This is a genomic window from Natrialba asiatica DSM 12278 (genome assembly GCF_000337555.1).
Lineage (GTDB): Archaea > Halobacteriota > Halobacteria > Halobacteriales > Natrialbaceae > Natrialba > Natrialba asiatica.
This window is the reverse complement of record NZ_AOIO01000007.1, coordinates 172,455-186,789: the sequence shown is the minus strand read 5'-3', so window position 1 is coordinate 186,789 and position 14,335 is coordinate 172,455. Positions and strand designations below refer to the sequence as shown.

At 62.5% G+C, this 14,335-nt stretch carries 9 protein-coding genes; 5 read left to right on the top strand and 4 right to left on the bottom strand.

Translation table 11 applies throughout. From position 1 onward, the window contains the following. The first annotated feature begins 5 nt into the window (after window positions 1–5). The 4 genes from C481_RS02410 to C481_RS02395 are packed head-to-tail and all read left to right on the top strand — an operon-like array spanning window position 6 to window position 4,205. The gene (locus tag C481_RS02410; protein WP_006107289.1) at window positions 6–1,034 is read left to right on the top strand and encodes an ABC transporter permease; all 1,029 of its coding nucleotides are present in this window, start codon (window positions 6–8) and stop codon (window positions 1,032–1,034) included. Then, a complete protein-coding gene (locus C481_RS02405) occupies window positions 1,031–2,068 on the top strand; it encodes an ABC transporter permease (RefSeq protein ID WP_006107288.1) in 1,038 nt (345 codons plus the stop codon). The genes C481_RS02410 and C481_RS02405 overlap by 4 nt, the downstream gene beginning before the upstream one ends. Beyond that, on the top strand, window positions 2,065–3,123 hold the full coding sequence (locus C481_RS02400) for an ABC transporter ATP-binding protein (protein WP_006107287.1): 1,059 nt from the start codon (window positions 2,065–2,067) through the stop codon (window positions 3,121–3,123). The genes C481_RS02405 and C481_RS02400 overlap by 4 nt, the downstream gene beginning before the upstream one ends. Next, window positions 3,120–4,205, top strand: a complete 1,086-nt coding sequence (locus tag C481_RS02395) for an ABC transporter ATP-binding protein (protein ID WP_006107285.1) — start codon at window positions 3,120–3,122, stop codon at window positions 4,203–4,205. Before C481_RS02400 ends, C481_RS02395 begins: the two co-directional genes overlap by 4 nt. A gap of 166 nt (window positions 4,206–4,371) precedes the next feature. Here the strand turns inward: C481_RS02395 and C481_RS02390 are convergent, their stop codons facing one another. Next, entirely contained in the window at window positions 4,372–6,228 is a 1,857-nt protein-coding gene (locus C481_RS02390; RefSeq protein WP_006107284.1) for a malectin domain-containing carbohydrate-binding protein, read from the bottom strand. Between the two features lie 277 nt (window positions 6,229–6,505). Further along, window positions 6,506–6,745, bottom strand: a complete 240-nt coding sequence (locus C481_RS02385) for a hypothetical protein (protein WP_006107283.1) — start codon at window positions 6,743–6,745, stop codon at window positions 6,506–6,508. 230 nt (window positions 6,746–6,975) lie between these two features. Here C481_RS02385 and C481_RS02380 point away from each other — a divergent pair, with 230 nt between their 5' ends. Then, window positions 6,976–9,732 carry a carbohydrate-binding protein gene (locus C481_RS02380; protein WP_006107282.1) on the top strand — a complete coding sequence of 919 codons (2,757 nt, stop codon included), beginning with the start codon at window positions 6,976–6,978 and terminating at the stop codon, window positions 9,730–9,732. A gap of 99 nt (window positions 9,733–9,831) precedes the next feature. Here the strand turns inward: C481_RS02380 and C481_RS02375 are convergent, their stop codons facing one another. Together C481_RS02375 and C481_RS02370 are read right to left on the bottom strand one after the other, a co-directional pair. Beyond that, on the bottom strand, window positions 9,832–10,968 hold the full coding sequence (locus C481_RS02375; protein ID WP_006107280.1) for a TrmB family transcriptional regulator: 1,137 nt from the start codon (window positions 10,966–10,968) through the stop codon (window positions 9,832–9,834). A 105-nt stretch (window positions 10,969–11,073) separates the two neighbouring features. Then, window positions 11,074–13,695: a glycosyl hydrolase gene (locus tag C481_RS02370; protein WP_006107279.1), complete on the bottom strand. Its 2,622-nt coding sequence runs from the start codon at window positions 13,693–13,695 to the stop codon at window positions 11,074–11,076. Between the last annotated feature and the right edge of the window lie 640 nt (window positions 13,696–14,335).

The following is a 14,335-nucleotide window of genomic DNA, read 5'->3' as shown; positions in this document are numbered from 1 at the left end:
AACCCATGCAACAATACTACCTCGAACGCACACTTCAGGCGGTCATCACGGTGGTCTCGGTGATGACCCTCGCGTTTTTCCTTCTGCGGCTGATGCCCGGTAACCCCGCAGACGCCTACCGAGCGGAACTCATCCAGAACAATCCCCAGCTGTCGCAGGCCGATATTGACCACCGTGTCGAGCAGAAACTCAACGTCCTCCCGGATGCGCCGCTCCACGAGCAGTACATCAACTACGTGGCCGGACTGCTGCAAGGAGACCTCGGCGAGTCGATCAACGAGGGCGTTCCCGTCTCGGAGATTATCTCGGAGGCGCTTCCGTGGACGATCTTCACGATGTCCCTCGCGCTATTGCTCTCGTTCGCCATCGGCATCTCATTCGGGGCCATAATGGCGTACAAGGAGGGGAGTTACTTCGACAACGGCCTCTCCGTGCTCTCGATTTTCTGCAACTCGATTCCGAACTACATCGTCGGCATTCTGTCGATCTGGTTCCTCGGCTATCAGCTCGAGCTGTTTCCGACGGGCGGTCGGTACTCGACGGAAATGGAACCGACAGTGGGGCTACTGGAGCCGATCCAGACGCTTGCCTTCCTCGGCGACGCCCTCTGGCACGCCTCGTTGCTAATCCTGTCGTACACGGTTGTCGCGGCCGGCGGCTGGGCGTTGCGGATGCGCGGCAACAGCATCCAAGTACTCGGTGAGGAATACCTGCGAGTCGCGCGGCTTCGCGGGCTCTCCGAGCGGCGAATCGCGACGCGCTACGTCGGTCGAAACGCGGTATTGCCGCTGTATACGGCGCTCCTCATTGCCATCGGGTTCGCGCTCGGCGGCAGCGTCATCCTCGAACAGGTGTTCACGTACCCCGGCGTCGGGTACTACATGATCGAGGGGCTGGAAGCGCGCGACTACCCGCTCATGATGGGCGTCTTCCTCGTGATGACGGTCGCAGTCGTGCTCGGCGTCTACATCGCCGATCTCACGTACGGGCTCATCGATCCTCGAGCCCAGACTCGAGGGGGTGATCACCGATGAGCGAACGCACGGAATCACTGCGTGCGATCGACGACGGTGACGCGTTCGAAGCCGTGGCCGACAAGACGATGAGTCGCAGAGAGCGCTACCGGCGGCTGTTCGACCGGTGGGTGCTCGCCCCGGGTCGGATCATCCGAGGCGATGTCCGTGCTCGCATCGGCGCGTCGATCCTGCTACTGTACGCGCTCGTCGGCCTATTCGGTCCGAGACTCTACACGGAACCGGAAGTCAACCAGGGGCCGCGGTCAATCACGCCCCTCTCCGAGGGGCTGACCCACCCCCTCGGAACCGACAATCTCGGTCGCGACATCCTCGCCCAGATCATCCACGCAACACCGTCGATGCTGCAGATGATCGTCGCCGGCGGCCTGTTCGTGACGGTCCTTGGCGTCACCGTGGGCACGACCGCAGGGTTTTCCGGCGGACGAACCGATCGGGTCCTCTCACTGCTCACTGACATCGTGATGACCATCCCAGGGCTTCCGCTCATCGTTATCCTGGCCGCGCTACTCGAACCGCAGGACCCGGTCGTCACGGGACTCGTCCTGACAATCAACGTTTGGGCCGGACTCGCCAGAGAGATCCGGTCACAAGTCCTCTCGATTAGCCGCCACTCCTACGTGGAGGCATCGCAGGCCATGGGGCTATCGACCCCGACGATCATCGTCAAAGACATCCTTCCAAACATCATGCCATACGTGTTAATTACGTTCGTTAATGCGGCGAGACAGGTTATCTTCGCCTCGATCGGGCTGTACTTCCTCGGCGTATTGCCCTACGACAGCGTCGTCAATTGGGGCGTCATGATCGATCAGGCGGTCAGCGGCGGTGCGATGCACGTCATGTCGCTGGCCCACTGGCTGATCGCGCCGCTGGCGGCGATCACGCTTCTATCGTTCGGTCTAATCCTGTTCTCACAGGGCACGGATCGAATGTTCAATCCGCGCGTTCGTGCCCGTCATTCCTCGACAACCGACACCGCCGACGAACCGGCGGATGAAACGACCACGACGACCGGGGGTGGGATCCGATGAGCAGACACGCCGATGCGGCGCCCACCGCGAAGACCCAGACCCGATCAGACGCCATCCTCACCTGTCGGGACCTCTCCGTCGAGTTCACTATGGACCGCGGCACGTCGACGGTCCTCAACGGATTGGACATCGACATCGAGCGCAACGAGATCATCGGTATCGTCGGCGAATCCGGCTCCGGGAAGTCGATGTTCGCGTCCGCACTGTTGGACGCCGTCGTCGAACCCGGAGTAACCACCGGGACGATCACCTACCGGCCGGCGGAGGGCCGGGAGATCGATGTCCTCGACCGTTCGGACGATCAACTCCAGCAGCTACGCTGGGAGGACATTTCGATGGTATTCCAGGGTGCGCTCTCCTCGTTCAACCCGACGCTGAAACTCCGCGGCCACTTCGTCGAGACGCTCGAAGCACACGGCTACGACGTCGAGTCGGGAATGGAACGGACGCACGAACTCCTCTCGGATCTCTATCTCGATCCCGGTCGCGTGCTCGGCAGTTACCCCCACGAACTCTCCGGCGGGATGAAACAGCGCGCGCTCATCGCACTCTCGCTCGTCCTCGAACCGGACGTGCTCGTGATGGACGAGCCGACGGCGGCGCTTGACCTGCTGATGCAGCGATCGATCATCAGCCTGCTCTCTGCTCTCCGGGAGAAGTACGACCTGACGATGGTCTTTATCACGCACGACCTGCCGCTCGTGACGAAGCTCGCGGACCGGATCGGCGTCCTTTACGCGTTCGAACTCGCCGAAGTCAGCGGGACCGAGGAACTCCTTCGCTCCCCGAGGCATCCCTACACCCGAGCGCTGCTGAACTCGACGCCCGATATCGAGTCACCGCTAGCGGAGATGCAACCGATCGAGGGGTCAGCACCCGATCCCGTCGACGTGCCACCGGGCTGTCCGTACCACGAGCGATGCCCGCTGGCGACCGCTGACTGTGCGGCAGTCAAGCCCGCTATGGAAGCCGCCAGCGAAACCCACGACGTCGCCTGTCACTACTGGGAGCGCGTCCCCGACGAAATCGATCTGACGACGGAGGTGAGCCGATGAGCGCAGACGACCCCGTCGTTTCGATGTCCGGCGTCGACATCCACTTCGAAATGGACGGCACCCTCAATCCCTTCGAGGGACCACGGACGGTGCAAGCAGTCGACGGTGTCGACCTCGATATTCCCGAAAACGATGTCGTCGCCATCGTCGGCGAGTCCGGCAGCGGCAAAACTACCCTCGGCAAGGCGGCCGTTGGCCTCCAACAACCGAGTTCAGGTACCGTCACCTTCCGCGGGCAGGATATCTGGAACGCCAAAAAACGCTTCACGAACCCGTCAATCCCGTATTCGGAGATCCGTCAGTCGCTGCAGATTATTCACCAGGACCCCGGATCGTCGTTGAATCCACACCGAACCGTCGAGGCATCGCTCGCCGAACCGCTGAAGACGGTCCAGACAGAGCTGGGTCCCGAAGACCGCGAGGCGCGAATCCTCGCGATGTTAGAGCGCGTCGGGATGACGCCGCCCCACGACTACGCCCGGCGGTATCCCCATCAACTGAGCGGCGGGGAGAAACAGCGCGTCGCACTGGTTCGAGCGCTGCTGATGAATCCGGACCTCATCCTGGCCGACGAGGCCGTGAGCGCGCTCGATGTCTCACTGCGTGTCGAAGTGATGGACCTGATGCTCGAACTCCAGGGCGCGTTCGACACGTCCTTTCTCTTTATCTCACACGACCTTTCGAACGCTCGCTATTTGGCCGAGCACGCTGACGGTCGACTCGGCGTGATGTACCTCGGTGAACTCGTTGAACTCGGTGGTGCGGAAGAAGTGCTCCGGAACCCACAGCACCCCTATACGAAGGTGTTGAAGTGGGCGACTCCTTCCCTCGGCATCGAGGAGGGTCCGGCAGAGCCGCCGGTTCGGGAGATCGATATCCCCGATCCGGTCGATCCGCCCTCCGGCTGTCGGTTCCACACGCGGTGTCCGTACGCGACCGAACACTGCCGTGAAATGACCCCCGACAGGCGCTCGGTCGGCGAGGCTTCCCACCGAGTGTCCTGCTTTCGTAGCGAGGAAGACAGCGAGTACTGGCACAGCGATCCACTCGAGGGAGCCAGCCTCGACGCTGACGAGCGGTAACAGCGGTTCACAGCCGTCCGCTTCAGTGACATGGTTCTCGCGTGTACTTTTCAAATAAATGAATGTTTTCTCGGTTAGCCGTTGCCTTCACAACGAGATATCTGTTCCGCCGGTGGCACACCACTGAATAAGAGATCCCCCCACCGGTTATCGTCTCGATTCGTGCTTACGCTTCGGTGAACAGCCGAACGTAGTCGATCTCCATCCGCTGCGGGAAGGTCGTCGTTTCGTCGGGCGAGCCGGGCCACTCGCCGCCGACGGCGCAATTGAGAATTAACCAGAAGGGGCCGTCGTCGAACACCCAGTCGTTACCGCCGCTCTCGACGTCCTCGCGGGTGACCGTGAAAAAGTGCTCGCCGTCGACGTACCACTTGATCACACCGGGATCCCACACGACGGAGAAGACGTGGAAGTCGTCGGCGAAGACGCCGCTGTCGAGGTGATAGCCCCCGCCGATGGAGCCGCCGCCCGAGTAACCGGGTCCGTGGACGGTTCCGTGGACCGCCGCGGGTTCGTTACCGACCAGTTCCATGATGTCGATCTCGCCGTCGTCCGGCCAGGCCGCGTCGCCGGCCGGTAACATCCAGTGGGCCGGCCACAGTCCCTGGTCCTCGACGAGCTTCGAACGGAAGTCGACGCGACCGTACTGGAAGTCGAGATTACCCTGAGTCACCAGCTTCCCCGACGTATAGTCGTACGTCCCGTGTTCGTCCGACGCCTGTTCCTCGCGGATCTCGACGACCAGGTTGCTATTCTCAACCCACCTGTTGTCCCGGCTGTAATACTGCTCCTCGCCGTTCCCCCAGCCGGGGACGCCGTAGTCGTGGCCGTTCCCTTCCTGGTCCACCCAGACGCTCGTATCGAGCGAGTCGCCGTCGAAGTGGTCGGCGAAGAACTGGTCCCAGGACCGGCCGTCGAGGTTCCCCGGATCGTCGGGATAGGTCGCCCCACCGTCACCGCCCGCGGGGCGTAACTCGAGATAGTTGAAGTTCCAGTCACCGGTCTCCGCGTAAACTCGGACGACGTGTTGACCGGCAGCCAGATTGACCGAACCGGCGGTAACGGTCGTCCACTCTTGCCAGCCGCCGGTGGCATCGAAATCGAGCGAGCCGGTGACGTCGGTCCCGTCGACCTCGACGCGAACCTGCCCACCGCCCGAGGCGGAGGCGACTCGAAGATCCAGGTCGTAGGTGGTGGTGCTGTCGGCGTCAACGGTGTACTCGAGCCATTCGTCGGCCGCAATCCAGCCGACGTTGTACCCGCCTTCGGTTGCGGACTCGATATCGACATCGTCGGCGCGGTACGCGCCGCCAGCGTTCCCCGAGGTGGTGTCGTGATAGGCAACGCCTTCGCCACCAGTATCGTAATCTTCAGCCTCGATACGACCGGGAATCGTCCACGCCGATCCGCCGTACGGCTGCTGGCTAGACGAGCCGTCGCCGTTGGCTTCGACCACCCTGATCGCGTTGATAACGGCATTGTCGACATCGCTAGTAGCCGATATCGTGAGCGTCCCGCCGGGAACATCGACGCCGGAAATCGTCCGCACCAGCGCCGCGTCGTGACCGACTTCGGCGTAGATGTCGAGATCGGCGACCGCCTCGGTACCCGCTACCGAAACGTCGAACACGCGGTCGCCGCTTGCCTCCCAGTATGTCTCGGCGAAGTGGAGTTCGATATCGTACGTCCCGGCAGCGAGTTCAATGTCGTAGCTGAAATCGCCGTATCGCTCGCTCCGGTAGAGGTCGTCGTCGTCGGTACCGGCGATCGAATCGCTCGACTGTGCAGCGCTCCCGCCGCTATAACTCGTATCTGCCCGATAGTCAGTCCCGTCCGCAGCCGTGTAGGCGCTCCCGCCGGCGTTGACCGCGAACGCGACGTCACCGGGAGCCGCACTCGCGACTGAACTCGCAAGACCGGCACCGGCCGCGGCGACCGCAGCCGCACCCAGAAACCGCCTGCGCGGAACGGTCGTGTCTTTCGAACCCTCTGCTCTCCGTGCTGCGTGTCGTTGGTCTGTCATCGTTCTCAATTGGATTGTATCCGCTGTCTCCCGGCGGATCGGCGTCTTCCGACCACGCTTCCAGTGGTGTCACTCTATCGACTCATCGACTCGACGCGAGCCACCGGAAGACACAATGGATGTCACAGTCACGTCAATGATAAAGTTAATTCTGTACGGTTGATGTTTTGGAGAGGTACTACGGCTCGTCGTTCGTGCTGACGACGATTTTTCCTGACTCGACGCCTCGTGGTAGCGGCAACCGAGAACGCGGGTCTCGTCGCTCACTCGGGGGTGATCAGCGGCCGTGCCGGCGCTGCCGACAGCGATAGAGCACGTAGGCCGCGGCAAAAAAGCCGGTCCCGACGAGGACGAAATCGGCCGCGAGTACGGTTCTCGTTTCGGATCCCGCCGGCTGTAGCCACAGCGCGATCACCAAGAGTGCGAGCAGGACGGCTTCGAGACCCAAGAGGAGTACGACGGCGGAGCGGTACTCGCAGATCGTCTTCCAGAACCGATCCGAATAGGTGCCGGCCATTAACAGGGGTGATCCATCGCCGGCACTTGGATGTACCGATTAAACGGTACTGTGGCGGATTGAGAGAACCGAGCGCGACGTCCCTGACGATTGCGCTCAACATCACGTGAATGATAAAATGGACTATATATGGCTTTCGTATACTGTTGCAGTAGTTGGGCGGAGCGGCGAACGAGAGGACAGTTCCTCAGCGCATCGCTGCCTCCAGGCCAACGAAACGAGTGCACACCATGACGGACAACGATTGCGGAACGGACGAACAGTATCGACCGCCGAGTAGCGGGGCGGACACCACCGGCGTCGACCGACGGAATTTTCTCGAGGCAGTCGGCATCGGAACCGCCGGGCTCGTCGCCACCGGCAGCATGGCGGGAACGACGGTTGCGGCTTCGAGTGACGGTTCGCCGGTTCTCGACCTCGTCGACGGAGATTCGACGATCGAACAACCGACGCACACGGCCGTCGGAGACGGGCGATGGAACGACGCGACGACGTGGGACGATGGCGTCCCCGACACCGACGCCAGGGTAACAATCCCGGCTGGCGTAACGGTGACGTTGGGCGGTGAAACCGCACGCCTTCACTGGCTCCGGGTTGACGGGACGTATCGAGTGGATCCGACCACGGACACCCACCTTCGGGTAGACACGATCATCTCGACCGCGGGGAGTACCGTCGAAATCGGCACGGCGGCCGACCCGGTGGCACCCGCCGTCACCGCAGCGGTCACGTTCCTCGATCGCGGGCCGATCGACGAGGAGTGGGACCCCGACCGACTGAGCCGAGGGGTGCTTGTCGGGGGCGGTCTCGAACTCGTCGGCGCGTCAAAAACGGCCCATACGACCCTCGACGCACACCCGCGAGCGGGGGACAGCCACCTCGAACTCGAGACGCTACCGACGAACTGGCGGCCCGGCGACACACTGGTCGTTCCCGGCGTCTCCGCCCGAGAAAACCAGGACGAGGAGGTGACCATCGCGAGCGTCGACGGATCGACGGTCGTCCTCGAAGCGCCCCTCAGTGACGACCACGTTCCGCCGGTCGGATACGACCTGAACTCGTACGTACTGCACCTGGACCGTTCCGTCCGATTCCGATCGGAGAATACCGAGATCAAGCGTCGCGGGCACGTAATGATACTGGCGGCGGGATCGACGATCGATCACGCTGGCTTTTACGATCTCGGACGGACGAACAAGATGCGTCGGTTCTCCAACCCCCAATACGGCGGCTCGGAACTCGAGCTGGATCCGAACGAGAACGTCAAATCCCGCTATGCGCTGCACTTTCACAAGACGGGCCCCGACTACGATCTCGATCCCCACGACGTCACCGGTTGCGTCGTCGCACCGCGGACCGACGGCGACGGCTGGAAGGGCAGCCCCGGCTGGGGATTCACCAACCACCAGAGCTACGCCGCCGTGGAAGATTGTATCAGCTACAAGGTCAGCGGAACCGGGTTTATGACCGAGACCGGCGTCGAGATCGGCCACTTCCGGAACAACTTCGCGCTCCGCTCGGAAGGGAGCGGCCGAGACCCCGACTGGCGCGAGTTCATCGAGAACTTCAATCACGAGCGAAATATCGACGACTACGGCCACGGTGGCCACGGATTCTGGCTGCACGGCCCGCTCGTCTCCGTCGAAAATAACGTCGCTGCGGGCCACCGGAACTTCGCCTTCGCCTACTGGACGCGGGCGTTAGGCGACTACGTCCCCGAGGCGCTTCCCTACGACGATCCGCGGACGCGGAACGCACCGACCGACGAACTGACCGAGGCGGATATCGGTCGTCACCGCGGAACCATCCCGAACGTGCCCGCGGACTACGCCGACGATAAGCCGACCGACGAACGCAACGTCGCGCCGGGAACCGACGGCCCTAACGTCGCGGAATTCGCCCACGCCACCTACGAGGCCGACGACGGCACCGTCTACGTCGACGAAGGCTCGATTCCGTTCCGGAACCTCGACAACGTCGCGTTCGCCTCGGGGTCGGGAATCGACGTGATGAACGTCATGCGAGGAGCACGCGCCGAGGTCATCGAGGGCAACGCGGAGTACTACGCCCGAATCGAGAACTTCACCGGCTGGAATCTCCGAGGTCGGGACGGCGAGGACGAACTCCCGCACGCGACCGTCGAGGGCTTCGGCGGCATCCGCGGCGTCGACCTGGGGATCGCCCTCCGGTACTCCGGGTACGCGACGATCAGGAACTCGCGCCTGATCGGCGACGGACGGGGCGTCGGCATCAGCCACAACATGCGCATGGACTCCCTCGTCGTCGAAGATACGACGATCGAGCGCTTCGAGGACGGGATCGGGGCACTGAATCCCGGGACGACCACCGTCACAACGAGCGACTTCGACAACGCGAACGCCGACGTGTACATCAGCGGCGAGAAAATCTTCGGCGGCGACGTAACGGTCGAACTGCGGGATATCGATGTCGACGAAACCGTCCAGCTAGATTCGGGCGACGGGAGCGGGATGGACCAAGAGCTAACCATGGGCGGCAACGACGTGTACTACGAGGCGACCGCCCCACCGGAGGCCGAGGAAGATCCCCGACTCGTCGATGGGCTGATCGTCGAGGGGACTGATGACGAAGACGACCTCGCGACGACGATCGACGCAGTCGCGTACGACGACTCGGCAGGCGATTACGGGATCGAAGACAACGGCGAGGGCGGCGAGTCGATCGGCTGGATCGACGACAACAATTGGTGGGCCTACGAGTCGGTAGTCGACACCGAGGGCACCGTCGACGTTGTCGCAAACGTCTCCTCGCCTGAGTCGGACTCCGCGTTCCACCTCGAAATCGACGGCCGGAACGTCTCCGGGACGGTTGACGTGCCGTCCACCGGCGGCTGGCACGACTGGACCGACGTTACCGTCGCCACCGGCGTCGCAATCGATACCCAGAGCACGGTCCGGATCGTCGCCGAAACCGGCTCCTGGAACTTCAACGCGATCACGCTGCAGTGAACTCGCGACCGGGTCGGCGCTCGCGTGCGGATCCGAGTCAAACGCCGGTCCAACGAGTTCACTGGGGCGGTCACAATCGAGTTCGAGAAGCGTCGTCGATCAATCGTCTTCCGATTCGATCCCGACCGCCCATGCGTCGTCGCTGCCGGCGCTTCCCACACTGTTCGGTTCGTCGAACTCGATGGTCTCGAGCGTGATTTGGACCGCCTCGATATCCTCGTAAACGGTCCCCCATCCGCCGACGCTGTACAGGTCGCCGTCGACGGCCAGCGTCAGTTGCAGGAAGCCGGCTAACTCCTCGAACGACGGACGGCCCTCGGACCGGTAAACGCCCGGGTATTCGATGTCGGTGACGATCCCGGTGATCTCGCAGGCGTCGTTCGTGTCGGCCCACGTCCCGTCGACCGTCACTGCGACGTTCGCTCCGTCCCGCCAGAGCGGTGCGACGTCCTGGACGAACTCTTCGAGAGTCATGTAGGTGTAGGGCGGGTCGGTATCCTCGTACACCGTCTCCCAGAGCGCCCAGACGCCCGTCTGGAAGTACCAGTGGAAGATAAACGAGAGAATGTAGTCGTCGATCAGGACGCCGAACGGCCTGTTGGCCCAATCGTTCGGCGTAAAGCACGTCTGTGTGCGGTCTGCCACGAGTAGGAACGGCCCCGGGATTCGGCACGCGCGGAGTTCTGTCACCGTTTCTTCGAACGAGACGGTCGCGAGTTGCGCTTCCAGGTCGACCCCGTATACCGCTACCTTCGTGATGACGCCGCGATCGCGGGCGTCCTCCAGGGCGTTCGTGAGGGTCCGGAATTGGTCGACGGTCGCCGACAGTTCGATGAAACTCTCCGCGTCTCGGATCAGATCGCGCGCCCGGTCGACGACCGTCTCCTCGTGTTTGACGACGCTTACCTTGTGATCGCTAACTGCCGGTTGCTCCCACCGATCTTCGATCGCATCTGCCGCCGAGTTCATTAGTTCGCTTCGAGACCGGAGTTCACGAAGGACAGTGATCGGCTCCCGCGGGCGGGCGTGGAGTTTGTCCTGGTCGAACGTCTCGATGTAGTCCATCCGCTCGAGAGCGCGAAGGACATCGTAGATCTGGGACACCGGGACGGAACAGCGCTTGGCGACCTCCACCGCTGGCATCATTCCTTGCTCGAGTAGCGTGATGTACGCGTCGGCCTGGTACGAGGTCAACCCCGCGTCCTGTAGCGCGTCCCGGAGTGGATCCCTGTCCATGCCCCCACCACTGGAGCAACCGGTAATCAGTCTTTTGCAAAATCGGGGCGAATCAATGTCTTCGCCACCGATACAGCCGGTCTCTATCCAGCTGATCGGAACCGGTCAGTACTGGTGTGTGAACGCAGCAGAGACGTACTGTCCACCGGCCCCGTCGTCCCAGACGAACCGGACATCGATCGAGTCGCCATCATCGGCGGCGTCACGAGTGTGGACGTGGGTGCCCCCGTCGGCCGCCATGCGATACCCGACCCAGCCGCCGCCGTCGTCGAACTGCACGTCCGCCCAGTCGGCAGCGTCGTTCGGATCGAACTCCCAGTGACCGCCGTCCGAAACGGTAGCAGTCCATCCATCACCGGCGTCTCCGGAATAGGTTTCTCCATCATTACCGTCGCCGCCGTCGCCACCATCACCACCGTCGCCGCCATCACCACCATCATCACCGGTAGCCGTCGCCAGCGAGTTCGCCGGGACGGACAACTGCGTCCCATCGGAGAAGGAGACGGTCCGCTCGGAGTCGCCAGCATTGTAGGCGACGTAGGTCCGCTGGGTCCCGTCGCTAAACACCTGGTAGAACGGCGTATCAGCGGTGATGTCGCCGTCCGGTGTGCCCATCGCACGAAGGTTGTAGATCCAGTGGTACGTCTGGGCGCGGGTGTGGCCACCCTCGACCTCGTACTCGTCCTTTCGCGCCTCGAACTTGTCGACGGCATCCTGCCCGTCGGAGAACGCCCGGTACATCCACATGAGATCCGGCCAGTAGCTGAACTCGTCGGTTCCCTTGTTCGCGACGAGTTCGTCGTAGTTCGCTTCGGGGGCCGCATCGTCCCACCCCAGGTGGAGTGAGTAGCCGGCGAGCGGGAGCCAGTTGATACCGTGGATCGCCTCCTCGTCCGCGGTCCACCAGGTTGCGTAGGCGTAGCCGTTGCCCCACACCATCCCGGCGGTGTCGTAGTCCCACGAGTCGGGGTGATTCGTGTCGTCGGCGTCGAACCAGTACTCGTGGACGGCGTGGAGTTCGGTCGTGTACAGGTAGACGCCGAAGTCCCGCAGTTCCGCGTTGTCGGTGTATTCGCCCCACTCGATGATCGCCGCGTACGCGTTGAGCGCTTCGGAGGAGGATTCCTGGTTGTTCCCGTCGGCGAACTCTGCGCCGCCTCCTTCCGCCCAGGAGTGCCCGCAGTAGGGGCTGAAGTTCCGGGCGAAGGGGAACATATCGTCTTCGCGATCGGGGGTTGCGTAGTCGCGAATCAGGTGTTCAACCATGCCGCCCCATTCGGATGCAGTGCCCCACCCGGGGTTCGTACGCGCGATCTCGGCGGCGGCGCGGACGTAGTACCCGTAGTGGAAGTGGTGATCGGACAGCGACGACGCCGAGCCGTGGCTCTCGGGATACCCGAGCAGGGTTCCCCAATTGTCGTCGTAGTAGAACAGTTCGTCCGATCCGCTCTCGGCCTGAAGCCACCGCTCGAGGTGGTCGCGAAGTGAGCCGACGATATCGTCGCGCTTGTCGCTCGGGCCGAACTGTTCGGCAAGCGCCTTGCTCTCGACCAGTCGGCCGTAGTCCTTGCCGACGTTGTACGTGTCTGGCCCGTCGATCGCGGTATCGATCTCATCGATGTATCCCCGTAGTTCCGCGGTATCGTAATCTCCTTCGTCGGGCAAGAACGGGAGCATGCCGCCGTAGTCGTAGGTCGTCGAGAACGACGGCCCGGCAACGACGCGCATCTCTCCGCGCGGGGACGTGAAGGTCGTGCCCAACGTCTCGTCGTCGCTGTATTTCCACTGGTGGGGATGCAGGGCTGTGATCGTTCCCGCCGCCGCGCTCTCGGGCCTATCGGCGGTCTCGAAGTTGTACGTGGTGTGGACCGCGGCATTTGCCTGATCGTACTCCCAGTCGACCTGGGTGTCGGTGACGAAATTGTACGCGTACTCCTCGAACGTACCGAGGGAACCGGTCTCGGGGAGGGCCGCGATCGAGCAGTATCCCGCGCCGCCGAGGTCGTTGGCGAGCGTGTCGGTACCGACGCCCGTCCAGTTCGTTCCCGAGGGGGCGAACAACCCGTAGTGATGACCGGAGACCGTGACGCCGAGAACGTTGCCCTCGTCGGCCCAGACCGCCGGCGCATCGTCAAAACCGATCTCGGCGCCGCCGCCCTCGTATTCGCAGAAGACGAACGGTGATCCCTGCGCGAACGTTGCACGCAGTGTGGTGGTGGTTCCATCGCCCCAGATCGCATCGACCGACCAGTCGCCGTGATCGTCGAGACGCGCGTCGCCGAAGCTATCGGTACCCGCATGTCCGATCGTCAGGTCGCGCCCCTGATTGTCCATTACTGTTGTCGACCCATCGATCCACTCGGTCGGATTCTTGACGAGGAGGCCGTCCTCTACCGCCCGAAGCATCAGCGGCTGAGAGAACATGTTCTCGGAGAACGAGTTCCAGACGAGACTCGACCACCAGTCGTTGGTCGGAACCGGATCGCCGCCGAACGCCGATGTCGTCCAGATAGCGGCCTGCGGTGCCTCCGCTCCCGATGGCAACGCTGTCGTGTAGCTGCCATTGCCGACCGGAACATGACTGCTCGCGCCAACTGTGCCGACTGCACCGACCGCTCCCGCCGCTGAAGCGGCGCTGATCAGTTTGCAGTAGTTCCTGCGCGAGATGTCGCTCGAGTGTAGTTCGCTGTCGATGCCCTCGTCATCCGACGGTTGTCTATCGTTCATGACTGTCTCCCGATAGCGCCCGGGCGCGGCACTCCGGCGGTGAACGCGTCCGTCTGCTCTTCCGTCTAGCACTCCGCTCGTCACGTCCCGGCACTGCTGAATCGACGGTCGTTCTACAGCTGCCGCACCACTATGCGCTATTACCATAGGTTCACCCGAGATCTATTATATTTTTCCACTACTTATGAACACAACGACATGATCGAGAGCGAAGCGCACCGTGGATCGTTCGAGCGATGAGGGCAATGAGAGAATAGATCGATGGCTATCAGACTGCCGAGCCGACGACGGTAACTGAGATGACCCTTGATGCGTCGCATAAGTACAGCCATCACAGAGATAGTCTCTATTATGTGTTATTTTTCCATGGGACTCTTCGGAGAAACACCCGGAGTGAGCGGGGCATAAATAACAATAAATCGACGTGTACTCGAGCAACAGACAGATTTCCAACAGTTGGTCGTTTACGTCTCAGGCGGCTTTACGAACGGCCACTCATTTCGTGCCGGTAGCCAGCGGGAGAGTTCAACCTCGGAAGCGGCCGGGGAACCGACGGAACCAGGTCGGGAGTTACTGCCACGCCACGAACTGGCGGCCATACACCAAAACAGCGCTGCGTATGCTTTTACCCATGTACTAT